Annotated in this window: 20 protein-coding genes; 8 read left to right on the top strand and 12 right to left on the bottom strand. The window is 67.1% G+C overall.

The window, feature by feature from the left end; translation table 11 throughout:
• Positions 1–21 precede the first annotated feature (21 nt).
• Positions 22–1293 (top strand): hypothetical protein, encoded by a 1272-nt coding sequence (locus PSK12I2_RS0102405; RefSeq protein WP_027597144.1) that lies wholly within the window; start codon positions 22–24, stop codon positions 1291–1293.
• Here PSK12I2_RS0102405 and PSK12I2_RS0102400 read toward each other — a convergent pair.
• Positions 1290–2501: a YeeE/YedE family protein gene (locus PSK12I2_RS0102400; RefSeq protein ID WP_027597143.1), complete on the bottom strand. Its 1212-nt coding sequence runs from the start codon at positions 2499–2501 to the stop codon at positions 1290–1292. The genes PSK12I2_RS0102405 and PSK12I2_RS0102400 overlap by 4 nt on opposite strands.
• Before the next feature lie 221 nt (positions 2502–2722).
• Between PSK12I2_RS0102400 and PSK12I2_RS0102395 the strand changes: the two genes are divergently transcribed.
• Both PSK12I2_RS0102395 and PSK12I2_RS0102390 read left to right on the top strand, forming a co-directional pair.
• Positions 2723–3826, top strand: a complete 1104-nt coding sequence (locus tag PSK12I2_RS0102395) for a DUF1615 domain-containing protein (protein WP_371099746.1) — start codon at positions 2723–2725, stop codon at positions 3824–3826.
• 139 nt (positions 3827–3965) lie between these two features.
• Positions 3966–4319 (top strand): hypothetical protein, encoded by a 354-nt coding sequence (locus PSK12I2_RS0102390; RefSeq protein WP_007159597.1) that lies wholly within the window; start codon positions 3966–3968, stop codon positions 4317–4319.
• A gap of 3 nt (positions 4320–4322) precedes the next feature.
• Here PSK12I2_RS0102390 and PSK12I2_RS0102385 read toward each other — a convergent pair whose 3' ends face one another.
• From PSK12I2_RS0102385 to PSK12I2_RS0102370, 4 genes are all read right to left on the bottom strand, one after another.
• A complete protein-coding gene (locus tag PSK12I2_RS0102385; protein ID WP_037007464.1) occupies positions 4323–5402 on the bottom strand; it encodes an SMP-30/gluconolactonase/LRE family protein in 1080 nt (359 codons plus the stop codon).
• Positions 5403–5519: 117 nt separating this feature from the next.
• The gene (locus tag PSK12I2_RS0102380) at positions 5520–6767 is read right to left on the bottom strand and encodes a diguanylate cyclase domain-containing protein (protein ID WP_027597140.1); all 1248 of its coding nucleotides are present in this window, start codon (positions 6765–6767) and stop codon (positions 5520–5522) included.
• A gap of 121 nt (positions 6768–6888) precedes the next feature.
• Positions 6889–8142: an EAL domain-containing protein gene (locus tag PSK12I2_RS0102375; protein ID WP_027597139.1), complete on the bottom strand. Its 1254-nt coding sequence runs from the start codon at positions 8140–8142 to the stop codon at positions 6889–6891.
• 83 nt (positions 8143–8225) lie between these two features.
• Complete coding sequence (locus PSK12I2_RS0102370) at positions 8226–9983, bottom strand: bifunctional diguanylate cyclase/phosphodiesterase (RefSeq protein WP_027597138.1); 1758 nt, start codon at positions 9981–9983, stop codon at positions 8226–8228.
• Positions 9984–10217: 234 nt separating this feature from the next.
• On the opposite strand from PSK12I2_RS0102370, the gene PSK12I2_RS0102365 reads away from it, so the two are divergent.
• Both PSK12I2_RS0102365 and PSK12I2_RS0102360 read left to right on the top strand, forming a co-directional pair.
• Positions 10218–10895 carry a haloacid dehalogenase type II gene (locus PSK12I2_RS0102365; RefSeq protein WP_027597137.1) on the top strand — a complete coding sequence of 226 codons (678 nt, stop codon included), beginning with the start codon at positions 10218–10220 and terminating at the stop codon, positions 10893–10895.
• A gap of 74 nt (positions 10896–10969) precedes the next feature.
• Complete coding sequence (locus tag PSK12I2_RS0102360; protein WP_027597136.1) at positions 10970–12274, top strand: leucine-rich repeat-containing protein kinase family protein; 1305 nt, start codon at positions 10970–10972, stop codon at positions 12272–12274.
• Here the strand turns inward: PSK12I2_RS0102360 and PSK12I2_RS0102355 are convergent.
• The 3 genes from PSK12I2_RS0102355 to PSK12I2_RS25370 form a co-directional block, all read right to left on the bottom strand.
• Positions 12271–12975 (bottom strand): aspartate/glutamate racemase family protein, encoded by a 705-nt coding sequence (locus PSK12I2_RS0102355; RefSeq protein ID WP_027597135.1) that lies wholly within the window; start codon positions 12973–12975, stop codon positions 12271–12273. The genes PSK12I2_RS0102360 and PSK12I2_RS0102355 overlap by 4 nt on opposite strands.
• A gap of 233 nt (positions 12976–13208) precedes the next feature.
• Entirely contained in the window at positions 13209–13481 is a 273-nt protein-coding gene (locus PSK12I2_RS0102350) for a BrnA antitoxin family protein (RefSeq protein ID WP_027597134.1), read from the bottom strand.
• On the bottom strand, positions 13459–13635 hold the full coding sequence (locus PSK12I2_RS25370; RefSeq protein WP_371100246.1) for a BrnT family toxin: 177 nt from the start codon (positions 13633–13635) through the stop codon (positions 13459–13461). The genes PSK12I2_RS0102350 and PSK12I2_RS25370 overlap by 23 nt, the downstream gene beginning before the upstream one ends.
• 351 nt (positions 13636–13986) lie before the next feature.
• Between PSK12I2_RS25370 and PSK12I2_RS0102335 the strand changes: the two genes are divergently transcribed.
• Positions 13987–14178 (top strand): hypothetical protein, encoded by a 192-nt coding sequence (locus PSK12I2_RS0102335; RefSeq protein WP_007159587.1) that lies wholly within the window; start codon positions 13987–13989, stop codon positions 14176–14178.
• A 56-nt stretch (positions 14179–14234) separates the two neighbouring features.
• On the opposite strand, the gene PSK12I2_RS0102330 is transcribed toward PSK12I2_RS0102335, so the two are convergent.
• A complete protein-coding gene (locus PSK12I2_RS0102330) occupies positions 14235–15041 on the bottom strand; it encodes an SDR family oxidoreductase (RefSeq protein ID WP_027597133.1) in 807 nt (268 codons plus the stop codon).
• A gap of 122 nt (positions 15042–15163) precedes the next feature.
• Between PSK12I2_RS0102330 and PSK12I2_RS0102325 the strand changes: the two genes are divergently transcribed.
• Positions 15164–15379: a DUF3820 family protein gene (locus PSK12I2_RS0102325; RefSeq protein WP_007159585.1), complete on the top strand. Its 216-nt coding sequence runs from the start codon at positions 15164–15166 to the stop codon at positions 15377–15379.
• Here the strand turns inward: PSK12I2_RS0102325 and PSK12I2_RS0102320 are convergent.
• The gene (locus PSK12I2_RS0102320; protein WP_027597132.1) at positions 15376–15828 is read right to left on the bottom strand and encodes a GNAT family N-acetyltransferase; all 453 of its coding nucleotides are present in this window, start codon (positions 15826–15828) and stop codon (positions 15376–15378) included. The genes PSK12I2_RS0102325 and PSK12I2_RS0102320 overlap by 4 nt on opposite strands.
• Positions 15829–15830: 2 nt before the next feature.
• The gene (locus PSK12I2_RS0102315) at positions 15831–16055 is read right to left on the bottom strand and encodes a hypothetical protein (protein WP_007159583.1); all 225 of its coding nucleotides are present in this window, start codon (positions 16053–16055) and stop codon (positions 15831–15833) included.
• A 125-nt stretch (positions 16056–16180) separates the two neighbouring features.
• Here PSK12I2_RS0102315 and PSK12I2_RS0102310 point away from each other — a divergent pair, with 125 nt between their 5' ends.
• Complete coding sequence (locus tag PSK12I2_RS0102310; protein WP_027597131.1) at positions 16181–16594, top strand: VOC family protein; 414 nt, start codon at positions 16181–16183, stop codon at positions 16592–16594.
• 70 nt (positions 16595–16664) lie between these two features.
• On the opposite strand, the gene PSK12I2_RS0102305 is transcribed toward PSK12I2_RS0102310, so the two are convergent.
• On the bottom strand, positions 16665–17015 hold the full coding sequence (locus PSK12I2_RS0102305) for a 4a-hydroxytetrahydrobiopterin dehydratase (RefSeq protein ID WP_007159581.1): 351 nt from the start codon (positions 17013–17015) through the stop codon (positions 16665–16667).
• Between the last annotated feature and the right edge of the window lie 141 nt (positions 17016–17156).

Below are 17156 nucleotides of genomic sequence, written 5' to 3'. Positions count from 1 at the left end.
CGTGCTGCGAGGAAACCGGGTATGCCGGGTACGCTGATCAATCGACTGAGTTTTCTGGCCCTGGGTGGCCTGATGGTCCTGCAGTTCGGCGTCTTCGAACAGAGCCCGACCAATCCGGTGGGCATCCGCTACGTGGGCGAGCTGTACCTGGCGATCTGCCTGGGTTTCTTCGCGCTCTTCACCCTGAGCACCTGGCATCGGCCGCAGCGCGACTATCGGCTGCTGATGGGCTTCTGCCTGTTTTCCACGGCGGTGTTCGTCGGCCTGCCGGCGGTGTTCGCCCAGCTGTTCTGGGGCCAGCCGCTGGTCTACGGCCTCATCGAGGAGCGGCGCGTGCTCTACTGCTTCAGCGCCTTCCTGGTGCTCTACCTGGCCAAGCGACTCAATGCCGTGCAGTTCGAGAATCTGATCATCCTGGTCGGGCTGCTCTCGGCGCTGCTGTGCTGGCTGTCCTACTTCAAGATGCTGCCGGACCTGCGCGAGGAGGTGAAGGACCTCAGCCGTCCCGGACGGGCCTCCACGGGGGCGGGCGCCATCTTCTTCGGCTACTTCATCTGCATCTACTTCGCCGGTCGCGGGCGTTCCTTCATCGACGGCCAGTTGCGGCCCAAGCTGAGGCACGGCCTGCTGGCGCTGTTCTTTCTGGCGACCATCGTGGTGGTGTTGCAGACTCGCCAGCTGATCGTGGTCTGCCTGGTGTTCACCATCCTCGCCCTGCGCGCGCGCCTGGTCGGCCCGGCGCTGTTCGGCGCCATCATCATCGCGCCGCTGATCCTCTATCCGCACCTCCTGGAAACCCTCGGCTTCAACCTGGATTTCTATGCGCGCTCGGTGCAGGAAGGCCCTACCGACAACGTCCGGGAAAACACCATTTCCCAGATCATCAACCACCTGCAGCTGTACAACGGCCTGCCCAGCGGCAGCCTCAGCCTGATGTGGAACGACGGCTTCAAGCCGATCTTCGGCGACTACTTCTTCCTTTCCGACGTCGGCATCTTCGGCACCGTGTTCCGCTTCGGCTTCCTGTCGATCCTGGTGATTCCCATCGGCCTGGCGGTCCACTATCTGGTGGCGCGCAAGCTGAGCCGCGACCTGGAATTCACCCTGGCGGTATTCCTCGCCTTCATGACCATCTGGCCGCTGCAGGGACTGTTCGAATACCAGGGCACCGCGGCCCTGCTCTTCGTCATGCAGGCGCTGAAGACCTACCACGGCGCGCCCCAGTACGGGGTGATCAGCCTGCCGGAGCGACCGGGAGCGCTGCCGCCCGGTCGCCAGGTCCTGCCGGTCTAGCAGCCGGTCAGGCGTTCGACGCGGCGTTCGCCGGGAAAGAAGAAGGGGCGCAGGCGCACGCCCAGGCTGTTGCCGAAGAAGGCGGCCACCAGCCACAGCCAGCCGTGCAGGCTGCCCGAGGCGATGCCGCTGAAGTAGGCGCCGATGTTGCAGCCATAGGCCAGCCGCGCGCCGTAGCCCAGCAGCAGGCCACCCAGCACCGCCGCCACCAGCGACCGCGCGGGAATGCGCAGGCTGGGGGCGAAGCGCCCGGCAAGGCCCGCGGCGGCCAGGGCGCCCAGCATGATGCCGAGATTCATCACGCTGGTGACGTCGAACCAGAAGGGCTCGGCCAGCGCCCGGGCATTGGCCGGTTGCTGCCAGAAGGCCCAGCCGGAGACGTCCAGCCCGAGCAGACCGGCACCCTTGGCGCCCCAGAGGGCGAAGGCCGAGGTGACGCCCCAGGGGCGACCGGCCAGGGCCAGGGTGACGAAGTTCAGTATGGCCAGGGCGATGGCGCCCCAGACCAGCGGCCAGCTGCCGCGCAGCAGGCGCGCCGCGCCCTGATGTTCACCGGGCACCGTGACTTCCAGCGAGCCGTGACGACGGCGCTCCAGCACCACCGAGACCCCGGCGATCAGGGCGAAGGCCGCCAGGCTGACCAGGATGCCGGGCAGCACGCCCAGGCTGGTTACCAGGGAGGTCGGCGGCAGACTGGGCAGGGCGAACCACCAGCCCAGGTGCTGGGTGGCGATCAGCGAACCGATGACGAAGAACAGCAGGGTCACCAGCATCCGCGCATTGCCGCCGCCAGCGGTGAACAGGGTGCCGGAGGCGCAGCCACCGCCCAGTTGCATGCCGATGCCGAACAGGAAGGCGCCGACCACCACCGAGGTGGACAGCGGCGAGACGTTGCCGCGCACCGCCTCGCCGAACAGGCTGCCGGCGCCCAGGGCGGGAAAGAACAGCAGCACCGCCAGGGCCAGCATCACCATCTGGGCGCGCAGGCCGGCGCCGCGGCGGTCGAGGATGAACACCCGCCAGGCCGAGGTGAAGCCGAAGGCGGCGTGGTAGAGGGTCAGGCCTAGGGCGCCGCCGAGCAGCAGCAGGAGCGCCTGACGGCCGCCCACGGCCTGGCCGAGAAAGAGCATGCCCAGGGCGAGCAGGCAGGTCGCCCACAGGGCCGCCCAGGGCAGGCGAGGAGAGGAAAGCGTAGAGGTCTGCTGCATCATGGTTCCGGTAGCTTCGAACTAAAGTCCGACTATTTTAGTAGGACTTGCCCAGGAATCCCAGCCACCCGGCAGCTCTGGTTCAATGAAAGGGTTACATCGATATAGCCAGAAGTTATCTAGCGTTCAGGACAGCCGTTTGGCCGAGGGCGTGGTCAAAGCGGCCAAAGGAATCCCCTGGAGTCGCCGTGTCCGCCGCTGCCGTGCCGTCTGTTCCCGCCTTGCCCACCCTGTCGCGATTGCGCGGCTGGACCGCCCTGGCCGCTGCCCTGGTGCTGGCCGGTTGCAGCCTGACGCCCAGCTCCCAGGGGCCGACCCGTTCGCCGGCCGAGGTGCGCGCCGAGCTCCTGCGGCTGCTGCCGGCCAGCGTCGCGGATCGGCAGGGCTGGGCCAGCGATATCCAGACCGCCTTCAGCGCCCAGGGCCTCGAGCCCTCGACGGACAACCTCTGCGCCGTGCTGGCGGTGGCGGAGCAGGAATCCACCTACCAGGTCGATCCGCCGGTGCCGGGACTGGGGCGGATCGCCCGGGAAGAGATCGACAGGCGTGCGGCGCGGGCCTATGTGCCTCAACTGCTGGTGCGCACCGCGCTCAACCTCAGGTCGCCCACCGGCAAGACCTACGCCCAGCGCCTGGACAGTGCCCGAACCGAGCGCGAGCTGAGTCTGATCTTCGAGGACTTCATCGCCATGGTGCCCCTGGGAGGCCAGCTGTTCGGGCGCTTCAATCCGGTGCGCACCGGCGGCCCCATGCAGGTCAGCATCGACTTCGCCGAGGCTCATGCCCGCGGCTATCCCTATGAGCGCGAGGGTTCCATCCGCCATGAGGTGTTCAGCCGGCGGGGCGGTCTCTATTTCGGCACCGCGCACCTGCTGGGCTATCCCGCGGACTATGCCACGCCGCTGTATCGCTTCGCCGATTTCAACGCCGGCTGGTACGCCAGTCGCAATGCGGCCTTCCAGAGCGCGGTAAGCCGGGCCACGGGGATGAAGCTGGCGCTGGACGGCGATCTGGTGGTGCCCGGTTCGCGGACCCAGGGCGAGACCGAGCGGGCGGTCAATCGCCTGGCGCCGGCCCTGGGCATGAGCGACATCGCCATCCGCCATGACCTGGAGGCGGGGGAGTCCGAGGACTTCGCCAAGACCGATCTCTATGCCAAGGTCTATGCCCTGGCCGAGCGCAAGGCCGGTCGCAGCCTGCCGCGCGCCATCCTGCCGGGCATCACCCTGGAAAGTCCCAAGATCACCCGCACCCTCACCACCGCCTGGTTCGCCCAGCGGGTTGAGGAACGCTGGCAGCGCTGCCGGGGCCGCGCCGCGCGCTGAGGGGAGCAGGGGGCCGAACGGCGTTTTCCAGGTGACGAGGGTCGGGCCGGGGATGGCAATTGGCCAGACTATTCGCCTAACATGGGGCGATGAAGCGGCCTCGCGCCGTACGGTTCTGGTGTAGTCCCTAGAGGTCCAGATGACCGATACCCCCGGCTCCCGGTTGACGCTGATCGTCGACCAGCCCACTCCCACGGCCCGCCATCGGCTGCCACCCCGCGAACAAGCCAAGGCCCTGCGACTGCTGCGCACCCTGGGCCTCGAAGCCGATACCCCGCCGGAACTGGTGCTGGCCTGGCTGGAACGCCGCGATGGCGGTTGTTCGCTGCCGGAAGCGGCGCGCCAGATCGGCCTGGGCAACTGGCTGGGGATCACCACCAGCCTGGCCGACCTCACCCAGAATCTGGCGCGCTTCGAAGCGGCCTATGCCCTGGACAGCGTGCTCGACTCCCTGACCGTCCTGGCCGAGCAGTCGCCGCCCGAGTCCCGCTAGCCGCTAGAGGCCGGCACCGCGGATGTTGACGTAGAGGCTGTACAGCGAGTGGGAACCGGCCATGAACAGGCGGTTGCCTTCCGGGCCGCCAAAGCAGAGGTTGGGGCAGCGTTCCGGCAGGTGGATGTGCCCCAGCGCCTTGCCGCTGGGATCGAAGACCCGCACGCCATCGAGCGCCTCGGGCTTGGCCGCCGGCGCGCCACTGCTGCCCCAGCCGCACCAGAGATTGCCCGCCACGTCGCACTTGATGCCGTCCAGGGCGCCGTATTCCAGCGCCTCGATGTGCTTGCGGCGCTCGCCCAGGCTGCCGTCGTCCCTGACCGTATAGGCCCACACCAGGCGATTGGGCTTGGCGCGGCCCTCGACCACGTAGAGCAGCTTTTCGTCCGGCGAGAAGGCCAGGCCGTTGGGGCCGTTGAGATCACCGATCACCCGGGTCACCGCCAGGCTCTCGCCGTCGATGCGATAGACCCCATCGGGTTGCTCGGTCTTGACCCTATGACCCTCGTAGTCGCTGTTGGCCTGGAACGGCGGGTCGCTGAACCAGATGGAGCCGTCACGCTTGACCACCACGTCATTGGGCGAATTGAACGGCTTGCCGTCGAAGCTATCGGCCAGCACCGTGATACGCCCATCGTGCTCGGTGCGGGTGACCCGCCGCCCGAGGCCGTGAGTGGTGGAGCCTTCACAGGCGATCAGCCGACCCTGGCGATCACGGGTCAGGCCGTTGGCGAAATTCGACTGGGCGCGGTAGGTGTCCAGCCGGCCGCTGACCTCATCCCAGCGCACGATGCGGTTGTTGGGGATGTCGCTCATCAGCAGGTAGTTGCCATCGCCGATCCACACCGGGCCTTCGGCCCAGCGCAGGCCGGTGGCCAGGCGTTCGACACTGGCGTTGAACAGCCGCAACTCGAGGAAGCGGTCGTCGAGGATCTCGATCAGCGGATCGGGATAGCGTTGGCTCAGGGGTTCCCCGGCGCGGGCGAGACCGGGCAGGGCGAGGGCGGCGCCGCAGACCAGGCTGCCCTGGAGCAACTGGCGACGTGACAATGGCCGGGCGAGGCGCGGGAGGGAGTCATGCATGGTGCAGGTCCTTGATTGTTATTGTTCAGACGAGGCAATGCGGATCAACCTGCATCGGCAGGTTTATCGTATGACATCATATGTCTTGTGATGGATGGCGCCAACCGGGGCACGGGCCTAGTCGGCCTCGAGCACCAGGCAGGTCCGACCGCGGCCCTGGCGTTTGGCCTGATAGAGGCGCCGGTCGGCTTCGTGGAGGAAGCCTTCGAGGTCGTCGGCGAGGCCGCTGAAGACGCCGGCGCTGAACGACAGCGGCGGGGCGCCGGGGGCATAGCTCTGGGCGTGGCAGTAGCGGCGCAGCAGGTCCAGCGCTTGCAGCAGCTGCTCCGGTGGCATCCGGCTGACCAGGGCGAATTCCTCGCCACCCAGGCGACCGGTGAGATCCTGGGGCAGGGTCCGGGCCAAGGCCTGGGCGAAGACCACCAGGGCACTGTCGCCGCTGGCATGGCCGTGTTCGTCGTTGATGCGCTTGAAGTGATCCAGGTCGAGCATGGCCACGCTTAGCGAATGGCCCTCGCGTTCGGCCTGGCGGAACAGCTCCTGGGCCTGATCCTGGAAGGCGCGCCTGTTGCGCAGCCCGGTGAGGGAATCGTACTGGGCGGCGTGGGTGAGGGCGCGCATGAGATCCCGCCGTTCCAGGGTCGAGACCACTCGGCAATTGAGCTCCTCGGGGCAGAAGGGCTTGCGCAGGAAGTCGTCGGCCCCCTGCTTGATGAACTTGGCGCTGAGCGAACCCTTTTCGTCGGCCGACAGGCCGATGATGCTGAGGTCGTGGCGGCGCAGCTTCTGCCGCAACATCTGCACCAGTTCGAAGCCGCTGAGGCCGGGCATGCTGTGGTCCACCACCAGCAGGTCGATGTCCGGCTGCTCTTGCAGCAGGCGCAGGGCCTCGTTGCCGTCGCAGGCGTCCAGCAGCTGGTAGCGGTGGGGCGTCAGCACATGGCGGATGTAGTTGCGGGTGGCGTCGGAGTCCTCGGCGATGAGGATCTTGACCGCGGTATTGCTGTCCAGCCGCCGCAGCAGCCGGAAGGCGAATTCGTAGGAGTACTGGCTTTCCTTGAGCACATAGTCGACCACGCCCTTGGTGAGCAGGTCGTCGCGCCGGCGCTCGTCGTAGGAACCGCTGAGGACGATGCAGGGCAGACGATAGCGCAGCACCAGATCGACGCTTTCGCCATTGGGCGCATCGGGCAGGTTGAGGTCCACCAGGGCGGCGAAGAACAGATTGGCCGAGGTTTCCAGCATCAGCTCGGCTTCGGCCAGGGTGGCGCAGAATACCGGCTCGAAGTCGCGCTGCTGACGAAAGAGGTGCGCCAGAATCTTGAGGACCATGGGGCTGTCTTCGATGACCAGGATGGAGCGCACCGGTAACTCCTGCAGGGCAAAGATCGGCCGAGAATAGTTCTGGCGTCAGAGGAAGGGATCATTCGCCTCTGCGTATCGGCCAAAGGATCGACGACTTGAATGGCCGCCGATCCTTCCCGGTTCAGCGGTCCGCCTGGCCTTCCAGCTGGCGCCGCCGGGGCAGGCGCAGGGCGTCGTCGCGCGGCAGCGGGCGACTCAGCAGGTTGCCCTGCACCTTGTCCACCTGCAGCGCCTTGAGCGCTTCCAGCTCGGCGAGGGTTTCCACCCCCTCGGCGATCACCTCCTTGTGGGTCTCGCGGGCGAAGGCGATGATTGCCGAGGCCAGCGCCCGGCGTTCGGCGTCGCGATCGATGTCGCGCACCAGGCTCATGTCCAGCTTGATCATGTCCGGCCGCAGTCGAAGGATGTGTCTCAGACTCGAATAGCCGGCGCCGGCATCGTCGATGGCCAGGCGCACGCCCTGGGCCCGCAGCGGTTGCAGCTGGGCGTGCAGGGCGTCGTAGTCGTCGACCTCGGCATGTTCGGTGATCTCCAGTACCAGGCGTCCGGGAGGATTGCCGGCCAGCAGCGCTGGCAGGCGCCCGCCCAGGATGGTCTGCGGCGAACAGTTCATGGTCAGGTAGCTGTCGTCGGGCAGACTCCGCAGTCCCTGTAGGGCGAAGCGCATGGCGCTTTCTTCCAGTTCGTCGCCGAGACCGACGGCGCTGGCTTCGGAAAACCACAGGTCCGGGCTGCGCTGCGGCGGGCAGTGGAAGCGCGACAGGGATTCCCAGCCGGCGATGCGCAGATCCGTCAGGTGATAGATCGGCTGGTAGACGATGCTCGGCTGGTGGGCGGCCACCGCGCCCTGGATGCGCTCGCGCATCTCCACCTGGCCGCGGCGACTGGAGACGTCCAGGCTGAGGCGATCGGCCACCAGTTCGGCAAAGGTCCGCACCAACTCCAGGTCACGGGGACTCAGGGTCGGATCGGGCTGGTACTTGAAGCAGCAGAAGGTGCCATAGAGTTCGCCATCGCTGAGCCGCACCGGCACGCTGACGTGAGCGCCGATGGGCACGCTGCGGGTCTCCGGGATCAGCCGGGTAGCGCCGACGGCGCGGGTGTCGGGGATGAGTTCGGGCAGGTGGCCGGTCACCACCTGCTGACAATAGCCCTGGCTGAGCGGCAGGGCATCGCCGGCCTTGAGCGGCGCATCGGGCGCCGCATCGACGTTGCGAAAGACCCGATCCTGCTGGCGAAATTCGGCAAGAAAGGCCACGTCCATGTCCAGGTGGATGCGCAGCGCGTGCAGCACCTTGTCGATGCAGCCCTGGCTGCTCAGGTTGCCGGTATCCAGGCCAACCACCTCCAACAACTCGGTACCTGATTCCCTCATGTCCTCACTCCCGGGAAACTACGACCTGAACCAGTGTAGAGCCTGGAATGAATTTGTCAGTCAAATGACCTCATCCATTCGGCTTAACCCCGTTCGGCGTACCAGGCCTCGAAAGCGGGCAGGGCCATGGGCCGGGCCAGCAGATAGCCCTGGACCTCGTCGCAGCCGGCTTCCTGCAGGAAGGCCAGCACCTCGGGCGTCTCTATGCCCTCGGCGACGCTGCGATAGCCGAGCTTGCCGATCAGCGCCAGCAGCGCCCTGACGACCTCCTGCTTGCGTGGATCCTCGGGCAGGTCATGGATCAGCGAGCGGTCGAGCTTGACGCTGGTGACCGGCAATTCGTAGAGATAGGCGAAGTTGCTGTAGCCACTGCCGAAGTCGTCGATGGCGATCTCCAGGCCCAGCTCGCGCAGGGCATGCAGCTGGGCGATGGCCTCGGGATTGCGTCTGAGCCATTCGCCTTCGGTGATCTCCACTTCCAGCCGCCGCGGATCGACACCCTGGCGCTGGCAGGTCTCGCGCAACAACTCGACCAGATCGCCTTCGTCGAAATCCCGTGGCGACAGGTTGAGCGACAGTCGCCCCTGATAGCGATTGTCCCAGTGCGCCAGCTGGCCGATGGCGGTACGGATCACCCAGCGGGTGACGCTGTGGATCAGCGCGGTCTTCTCGATCGCGGGAATGAAATCGCCCGGAGCGATGGGGCCGAGTTGCGGATGGGTCCAGCGCAGCAGGGCTTCGGCGCTGCACAGTCGGCGCTCGGGCAGGGCCAGGCGCGGCTGGAAGGCCAGGCTGAAGTCGCCGCGTTCGAGGCCTTCGGGAATCTGCCGGACCAGCTGGAAGATCCGCTGGAAGGCCTCGTCCCGGGGGCGTTCGTAGACGACCCAGTGACGACTGCTCAGCGCCGCCTGATCGACCGCCACCATGGCCTTGCGCAGCAGGTCGCGGACTTCGCCCGCGTCGAGCAGGAAGGGCACCACACCGGCCTTGACCGGCGGATCGATGGGAATGCGGTCGGCCTGGACCGGCATCCGCAACTGGGCGATGAGCGCGTCGAGCAGCGGCTGATAGTCGCAGTCCTCCGGCAGCAGGAAGGCGAATCTCTTGGTGTCCACGTGATAGACCTTGGCCCGCTCGCTCAGGGCGTCGCACAGGCGCAAGGCCAGGCTGCGCAGGAAGGTCTCGAAGGGCCACATGCCCTGGGCCAGAATCAGTTGCTCCTTCCAGTGGGTCTCCAGGGGATCCACCAGCACCAGCAGGCGCCCCTCGTCGGGCTGGAGTTCGGCCAGCTGGGCGACATCGGCGTGGAACTGCTGGCGATTGGGCAGGCCGCTGACCGGATCACGGCGGCGCAGGTGCTGGCGCAGGCCTATGAGGCTCATCACCTGGGCGGCGAAATCGTCCAGGCGCTTGCGTTCCGCGGCCGTCAGTTCGCGCGGCTGGCTGTCGAGGATGCACAGACTGCCGATGGCGTAGCCGCCCTCGGTGACCAGGGTCGAGCCGGCATAGAAGCGCACATGGGGGGCGCGTACCACCAGGGGGTTATGGCTGAAGCGGGTATCGCAGCAGGCATCGTTGATCTCCATCCGGCCATCCTCGGCCTGGATGGTGTGGGCGCAGAAGGCGTCCTCGATGGGCATCTGCGCCAGGTCGAAGCCGACGCGGGCCTTGAACCACTGGCGATCGCGATCCACCAGGCTGATCAGCGCGGTCGGCACATTGAAGCTGCTGGCGACCAGCTCGCAGAGGCGATCGAATTCCTCCGCCGGCGCCGAATCGAGCAACTCCAGGGCGTGCAGGGCGTTGAGGCGGTCATCTTCGTACTTCAGTGAATCGGCCATCAGGCTATCTCGGGAATATCGATGAGCCTTGCTCGAGCTACAAGCCCATCCTGGAAGAACTGCCGCGACCCGAGCCAGGCGAGTGCAGCAAACGAGAGGCAGGTCTGCGGAAGTATCGGCGAGAAATCATAAGACTTTAGCCGTTTCGTCTCGCCTGCCAGTCTGGAACCTTAGCGCGGCTGCACGTCGATCGCGAGCCCTGGTCGAAGGGATATCCCCTGCCGAGTAGCGACCATGACCCTGACCTGCCTGTTCGACATCAACGAGACCGTGCTGGACCTGTCCGCGCTGGATAGCCTGTTCACCGACCTGTTCGGTGACCCCCAGAGCCGCACGCTATGGTTCGCCCAGACCTTGCAGAACGCCATGAGCGCCGAGCTCTGTGGCCGGCACGCCCCCTTCGAGACCCAGGGTCAGGCGGCGCTGGAGATGATCGGCGCACGGTTCGGGCGAACGCTCAGCGCCGCCGACAAGCGGCGCGTCGCCGACGCCCTCAAGCGGCTGCCCGCCCATGCCGATGTCCGCGCGGGCCTCGATTTCGCCCGGGCACAGGGCGTGCGCTGCATCGCCTTTTCCAACAATGCGCGCGCCGCGACCCGGGCTCAGCTGGAATACGCCGGCCTGAGCGACGCCTTCGCCGATATCCTCTCGGCCGAGGACGCCGGCGCCAGCAAGCCGGTTACGGCCACCTATCGCCAGGCCGCCAGCAGCCTGGGTCAACCCGCCGAAGACCTGTGGCTGATCGCCGTCCATGCCTGGGACATCGCCGGCGCCCAGGCCGCCGGGTTCAAGGGTGCCCTGCTGCAGCGGCGTCCCGACCAGGCGGCCAATCCCCTGGCGCCGCCCAAGCTGACTGCCGGCACGCTGCAAGAGGCAGTGGCGCGCATTCTGGCTTACGAGGGCCGCGGCTAGTTGCCCCGGCGTGCTAACGTCCGCGCCATCACCGGCGGGTGCCGGTTTTTCCAGACACTGAGAGTCGCTTTCCCATGACGGATACCCTTGCCCGGCTGCGTGCCGGCGAACTGGCCGGGGCCACGCGCCTGACCCTGCGCGCCGATCTGACCGAATTTCCCGAAGAGATCTATGGCCTGGCCGACAGCCTGGAAATCCTCGACCTGTCGGGCAATCGGCTGACCCGCTTGCCCGCCGACCTGGGTCGGTTGCACCAGCTGCGCATTCTCTTCTGCTCGGGCAATCCCTTCACCGAGCTGCCCGAGGTGCTGGGCACATTGCCCAGGCTGGAGATGATCGGCTTCAAGGCCTGCCAGCTGGAGCGGGTAGGCGCCGCGGCCCTGCCGCCACGCCTGCGCTGGCTGATCCTTACCGACAACCGCATCGCCGAGGTGCCCGCCGCCCTGGGCGAGCGACCCGCCCTGCAAAAGCTGATGCTGGCCGGTAACCGCTTGCAGCATCTGCCGGCGTCCATGGCCGACCTGCACCAGCTGGAACTGCTGCGGCTGTCGGCGAATCGCTTCGCCGCGCTGCCGCCGGCCATCCTGGAGTTGCCACGGCTGACCTGGCTGGCCTATGGCGACAATCCCCTGGGCGCCGAGCGCGAGCGCGCGGTGCGAGCTCAGGCCGCCCGCCAGCAGCGCATCGCCTGGGGTGATCTGCAGCTTGGCGAGCGGCTGGGGGAGGGCGCCTCCGGCATCATCCATCAGGCGCGCTGGCAATCGCCCACCGGGTCGCGCGAGGTCGCCGTCAAGCTGTTCAAGGGTAGCATGACCAGCGATGGCACCCCGGAAAGCGAAAGCGCCGCCAGCCTCAGCGCCGGCACCCATCCCTGGCTGATCGGTGCTCTCGGTGACCTGGCCGAGCATCCCGAGCAGCGCAGCGGCCTGGTGCTGGAGCTGGTGGAGCCGGCCTTCGGCAACCTGGCCGGTCCGCCCAGCTTCACCACCTGCAGCCGCGACGTCTATCCCGAGGACACCCGCTTCACCGCCAGCGCCGTGCGCAGCATGGCTGGCGGCATGGCCAGTGCCCTGGCGCACCTGCACGGGCACGGCCTGGTCCACGGTGATTTCTATGCCCACAACATCCTCTGGGACGGTGGCGCCCGCTGCCTGCTGGGGGATTTCGGCGGTGCCTCGCTGCTGCCCGAGGACGAGATTCAGGCGGCGCGCCTGCAACGCTTCGAGAGTCGCGCCTTCGGCATCCTGCTGGAGGAGTGGCTGGCGCGGTGCAGCGAGCCGGTCGATCCGGCACTGGCGGCCCTGGCCGCGGAGTGCCAGCAGCCCGCGCTCGATGCCCGTCCGCTGCTGGCCGAGGTGGCGCAGCGACTGCAGGGTTAGTCCCGGGGCTCGTCCAGGGCCCAGTCCACGGCGGCCAGGGCGTGCAGTCGCGTGGTGTCGAACAGCGGCACCGCACTGTCGCTCTGGTCCACCAGCAGCATGATCTCGGTGCAGCCGAGCACGATGCCCTCGGCGCCCCGGGCGACCAGTTCGGCGATGATGGCGCGATAGGCGGCCCGCGATTCGGCGCGCACCTCGCCGCGCACCAGCTCTTCATAGATGATGCGGTGCACGGTCTGGCGCGCGTCCGCTTCAGGCACCAGCACCTCCAGGCCGAAGCGCGCCGTCAGCCGCTCGCGATAGAAGGCCTGCTCCATGGTGAAGGCGGTGCCCAGCAGGCCGACGGTCCGCAGGCCCTTCGCCTGGATCGCCGCCCCGGTGGGATCGGCGATGTGCAACAGCGGCAGGGCCGTGGCCGCCTCGATCTCCGCCGCCAGGCAATGCATGGTGTTGGTACAGAGCAGCAATGCCTCGGCACCGCCGGCCGCCAGTTGTCGCGCATGCGCCTGCAGACGTAGACCCAGCGTCGCCCAGTCGCCGGCATGCTGCAGCGTGGCGATCTCAGCGAAGTCCACCGACAGCAGCAGGCAGGCCGCCGAATGACTGCCGCCCAGCCGCCGCCGGACCTCTTCGTTGAGGATGCGATAGTAGTGAGCCGAACTCTCCCAGCTCATGCCGCCCAGCAGGCCCAGGGTGCGCATGGTCTTTCCCATGGTGATTGGCGAATGGGCATCTTGGCGCCTGTCCCCGCGGTGCGCGAGGATCAGTGAGGCAGAGATCGGGCGGTACAGTGAGCAGCCTGGTCGGCCGCAAGAACGTCGAGCGGAATCGGCGGATGCTGCCCTAGGCCTCTAGCGGCAGGTCTGGAGAGCGCGACTCCTGATTTATCCAGCTTGGAGATGGACGCCCAGTGTCAGGGCAAGGCGGAGCACGATCAGGACGGCGAATGCGTTTTCAGCCAGTCCTTGAGCGCGGCATCCATGCGGGTTTGCCAGCCTGAACCCGTCGCGCGGAAGGCGTCGACAACGTCCGGGGAAAGCCGAATGGTGATGCGCTCCTTGGTGACGCTCGCTTGGGGTCGGCCGCGACGCAGCTTGGCTTGCAAGGTCACCGGCAACGCACCGATACGCACCGATTGCTCAACCTTCTCGTCGGTCCACTCAGGGTTTTCCGCGTCGATCAATTCAGGGTTGAGTGGCTTGCTCATAGCGTTTTACCTCGCGATTGTTTGCCTTGCGGAAGCTGATGACCCGAATGCCGGTAGCGGTTTCGGTGAACACCACGGCATGCACTCGGCCCGCAACCAGGCCCAGGGCCGAATACCGTACTTCCGGATAGATCCTGCGGTCGTCGACCCAGATCAGCGCCGTTTAGAAATCGAAGTTGGCAACCCCTTCGAAGCTCAATCCGCGAGCAGCGATGTTGAGGGCGTTCTTGGCCGGGTCGAAGGTGATGTCCATGGATTTATCGTATGTACATTAATTGGGGGCGGCAAGACTTTCTCGTCCATACGAGCCTGCGGAAGATGAGGCAGCCTGCGGATGACGTCAACGAGCGTTGGGGAGCGGCCTCGACACGCGTCGAGCAAGCCTGACGGTCTTCCCTCCAGTGGCTGGATACGAGCTTTTGTGTCGCTAGCTAGCGCCGGTGGCAGCGCCCTGGCATGCAAGCTACGCTTCGAGAGGCCACTCCCGGCCCTGGAGGTGATCGTCATGCTCAAAGCACTGTTCGCCGCGCTAGCCCTGACCCTTTTCGCATCCGCCAGCGTCCAGGCGGCGCCCTGCCGGGATGCCCACGGCAAGTTCGTCAAATGCGACACGACCAAGACCAAGGCGGTGCAATGCAAGGATGCCAAGGGCAAGTTCGCCAAGTGCGGCACGCCCGGGGCCACGCCGGTCAACTAGAGGCTGTCGGGCGGACGTCAGGCAGGGGCCTGACACCTCGCCTGGCGTAAGCGCAGCTAGTCCTTTTCCGCCGATCCCGGCTCCGACCAGGCGCGGTGCCGTTCGGCCTTCTGAGCCTCGCTTTCCACCCGATTGAGCACCTCGCCCTCGTGCTGGACCTCGGGACCGCCGCCATAGACATGGTCGAGGCCCTGCATCAGGGCGGCATAACCCTGGGCGGCCACCTGCACCGGATCGTGCTTGGGCCCGGCGCCGACGCTGGTGTCGTCTTCGCCGGCGCGGTGGAAGAAATTGGTGTCGGTCTGGCCGGGCATGAGCACCGTCAGGGTCACGCCGCTGTCCTTCAACTCGTTGCGCAGGGCGAAGGCGAAGGAATTGATGAAGGCCTTGGAGGCGCCATAGACGGCCTCGAAGGGAATCGGCGCGGTGGCCGAGATGGAGGAGGTGAAGAGCACCCGGCCGCGGCCGGCGGCGACCATCTCCGGCAACACCAGCTTGGCCAGGTGCACGGTGGCCATCACATTGAGCTGGATCAATGCCATCTCGTCTTCCAGGCGCGTCTGGCCGACGAAGGCGCCGCCCAGGCCGACCCCGGCGTTGAGCACCATGACGTCCAGCGGGCGGCCCTGGCGGCGCAGGAATCTAAAGGTCTCTTCCACACCCACGGCGGTGCGCAGGTCGGCCGCATGGCTCCAGACCTTGACCCCCAGGGCACGCAATTCGCGCTCGGCGGCGTCCAGCCCGTCGCCGCGGGAGACCAGCAGCAGATCATGGCCGTGGCGGGCCAGCTGCTTGGCCAGTTCGAAGCCGATGCCGCTGGAGGCACCGGTGACGGCGGCCAGCGGCCGGGAAACGTTGCTCATGCTGAAATCCTCTGCAGACCTGGTGTAGCTGGGATCGTCGCGGGCGGCTGGCGCTCCCCGCGGCCGACGGTTGGCCCCTGAGGGCATGGCATAATCGCCAGGCCGTGTAGAGGAGACAAGAGATGCAACCCGCGGATCTGGAAGCCCTGGTGACCTGGACCATGCCCTATGGCAAGTACGCCGGCCGCCTGCTGGCCGACCTGCCGGGCCACTACCTCAACTGGTTCGCCCGCAGCGGCTTTCCGCCTGGCGAGTTGGGCCGCTTGCTGGCGCTGATGCAGGAGATCGACCATAACGGCCTCAAGCCGCTGCTCGATCCCTTGCGCCGCCGCCGTTAGTCCGCCAGGCGACGCATGTCGATATGGGCAATGCCGTCTTCGTCATAGACCGCTGAGCAGGGTGTGAAGCCATAGCGGCCATAGTAGGCCTGCAAATGGGCCTGGGCGGAGAGGAACAGCGGGCGCCCGGGCCAGCGCTCGGCGCAGACGCGCAGGGCTTCCGCCAGCAGCAGATGCCCCAGGCCGCTGCCGCGGCCCTCGGGGGCGACGATCACCCGGCCGATCACCACTTCCTCGCGTACCGCGCCGAGCAGGCGCAGGTAGGCGTGCAACTGGTCGTCGCGCCAGCCGAACAGGTGCCAGACGTCTTCCGCCAGGTCCAGGCCATCGGCGTCGGGATAGATGCACTGCTGCTCCACCACGAAGATCCGGGCACGCAGCACCAGGGCGGCATAGAGCTCGGCGGTGGTCAGCGCCGGTGCGGCGCGGCAGCTCCACTGGAGGGTCATGGTCAGTCCTTGCGCCGGCCGGACAGCATGCGGAAGCGATTGCGGTTGAGCAGCACGTAGCCGGTCAGCTGCAAGCCTGCCGCGAACAGCAGGCTGCGCATGGCGCCGGGTTCGGAGGGACGCGGACCCTGGTAGAGGCCATAGAGGGCGAAGGCCACGCCCAGCAGGCCGAGGATGAAGAAGACCAGACCGATCTTGGTCAGGCGGGGGAGGGTGCGCAGATTCATGGCTATGTCGTCACAGGCAAAGGCCGCCACGCTAACCGCCCGGACCGGGCTTGTCGAGCCGATAGGCAGCCGCAGCGGACTGGTCTAACGTGGCCTGATGGCCCCTGGCAAGCGGGAGAGAGCCCATGTTCAGCCATGTACAGGTAGGCGCGCGTGATCTGGAGCGCCTGATCGATTTTTACGACGGCGTGTTGCACGAGCTCGGTCTGGTGCGGATGCCGGCCGAAGACGATGGTGGCCCGCCCGGGTGTGGCTGGCAGCGGCCAGGGCGAGCGTGGCCGCAATTCTATGTACAGCTGCCCTTCAATGGCCTGCCGGCCTCCTGGGGCAATGGCGTCCAGGTGAGCTTCGCCGCGCCTTCGCCGGCGGCCGTGGAGGCGGCCTGGCACCGCGCCCTGCAACTGGGCGGCAATGACGAGGGCGCTCCCGGCATCCGGCCGGACTATGGCGCGGACTTCTACGCCGCCTACTGCCGGGATCCGGAAGGCAACAAGCTGTGCTTCGTGCATGCCGAGGGACTCGCCGCCGCCTGCGACTAGCGTGTGGCCCGGCAATCCGGCGGCCGGCGATCCGGCGCCCCGGCGCCCCGGCGCTCCGGTATTCCGGCGTTCAGACGTTGGCCGCCAGGGCGACCGCATCGGTACGGGCGGCCATGATGAAGTCGTTGCGGTGCAGGCCGCCGATGTTGTGGGTCCACCAGCTCACCGTCACCGCGCCCCATTCGGTGAGCAGGGCCGGGTGGTGATCCTCATCCTGCGCCTCGCGGCCGACGCGGTTGGTGAAGTCCAGCGCTTCCAGAAAGTTGCCGAAGGCATAGCGGCGTTCCAGCCGTGGAATTCCTTCGCGCTCCACCAGCGTCCAGCCCGGGACGGCCTTGAGCAATTCGTTGCTGGCGGCCTCGCTCAGGGCAGGCTCGCTGGAGCGGCAGGGGACGCAATGGGAGTGGGCGAGATCGGCCATGGGGCGCTCCTTGGGGAAAGAAAGTCACGAAAGGGCAGGGTAACAGACCCGCCGGTCAGCTCCCGGCGTCCCGTCCGACCATGGTCGAATGGTCCGAAACCGGTGCGCGCCGTACAACGGAACACAACAAGAACAACAGTT

The organism is Pseudomonas sp. MOIL14HWK12:I2, from assembly GCF_000510745.1.
Taxonomy (GTDB): Bacteria; Pseudomonadota; Gammaproteobacteria; order Pseudomonadales; family Pseudomonadaceae; genus Chryseomonas; species Chryseomonas oryzihabitans.
Note: the sequence above shows the minus strand (reverse complement) of the source record. Positions and strands in the feature narration are given on the sequence as shown.

Coding starts and splice junctions, on each gene's coding strand:
- PSK12I2_RS0102405 (WP_027597144.1), top strand. CDS start 22: ATGCCGGGTACGCTGATCAATCGACTGAGTTTTCTGGCCCTGGGTGGC.
- PSK12I2_RS0102400 (WP_027597143.1), bottom strand. CDS start 2,501: ATGCAGCAGACCTCTACGCTTTCCTCTCCTCGCCTGCCCTGGGCGGCC.
- PSK12I2_RS0102390 (WP_007159597.1), top strand. CDS start 3,966: ATGACCGATACCCCCGGCTCCCGGTTGACGCTGATCGTCGACCAGCCC.
- PSK12I2_RS0102385 (WP_037007464.1), bottom strand. CDS start 5,402: ATGCATGACTCCCTCCCGCGCCTCGCCCGGCCATTGTCACGTCGCCAG.
- PSK12I2_RS0102375 (WP_027597139.1), bottom strand. CDS start 8,142: ATGAGGGAATCAGGTACCGAGTTGTTGGAGGTGGTTGGCCTGGATACC.
- PSK12I2_RS0102370 (WP_027597138.1), bottom strand. CDS start 9,983: ATGGCCGATTCACTGAAGTACGAAGATGACCGCCTCAACGCCCTGCAC.
- PSK12I2_RS0102365 (WP_027597137.1), top strand. CDS start 10,218: ATGACCCTGACCTGCCTGTTCGACATCAACGAGACCGTGCTGGACCTG.
- PSK12I2_RS0102360 (WP_027597136.1), top strand. CDS start 10,970: ATGACGGATACCCTTGCCCGGCTGCGTGCCGGCGAACTGGCCGGGGCC.
- PSK12I2_RS0102355 (WP_027597135.1), bottom strand. CDS start 12,975: ATGCGCACCCTGGGCCTGCTGGGCGGCATGAGCTGGGAGAGTTCGGCT.
- PSK12I2_RS0102350 (WP_027597134.1), bottom strand. CDS start 13,481: ATGAGCAAGCCACTCAACCCTGAATTGATCGACGCGGAAAACCCTGAG.
- PSK12I2_RS0102335 (WP_007159587.1), top strand. CDS start 13,987: ATGCTCAAAGCACTGTTCGCCGCGCTAGCCCTGACCCTTTTCGCATCC.
- PSK12I2_RS0102330 (WP_027597133.1), bottom strand. CDS start 15,041: ATGAGCAACGTTTCCCGGCCGCTGGCCGCCGTCACCGGTGCCTCCAGC.
- PSK12I2_RS0102325 (WP_007159585.1), top strand. CDS start 15,164: ATGCAACCCGCGGATCTGGAAGCCCTGGTGACCTGGACCATGCCCTAT.
- PSK12I2_RS0102320 (WP_027597132.1), bottom strand. CDS start 15,828: ATGACCCTCCAGTGGAGCTGCCGCGCCGCACCGGCGCTGACCACCGCC.
- PSK12I2_RS0102315 (WP_007159583.1), bottom strand. CDS start 16,055: ATGAATCTGCGCACCCTCCCCCGCCTGACCAAGATCGGTCTGGTCTTC.
- PSK12I2_RS0102310 (WP_027597131.1), top strand. CDS start 16,181: ATGTTCAGCCATGTACAGGTAGGCGCGCGTGATCTGGAGCGCCTGATC.
- PSK12I2_RS0102305 (WP_007159581.1), bottom strand. CDS start 17,015: ATGGCCGATCTCGCCCACTCCCATTGCGTCCCCTGCCGCTCCAGCGAG.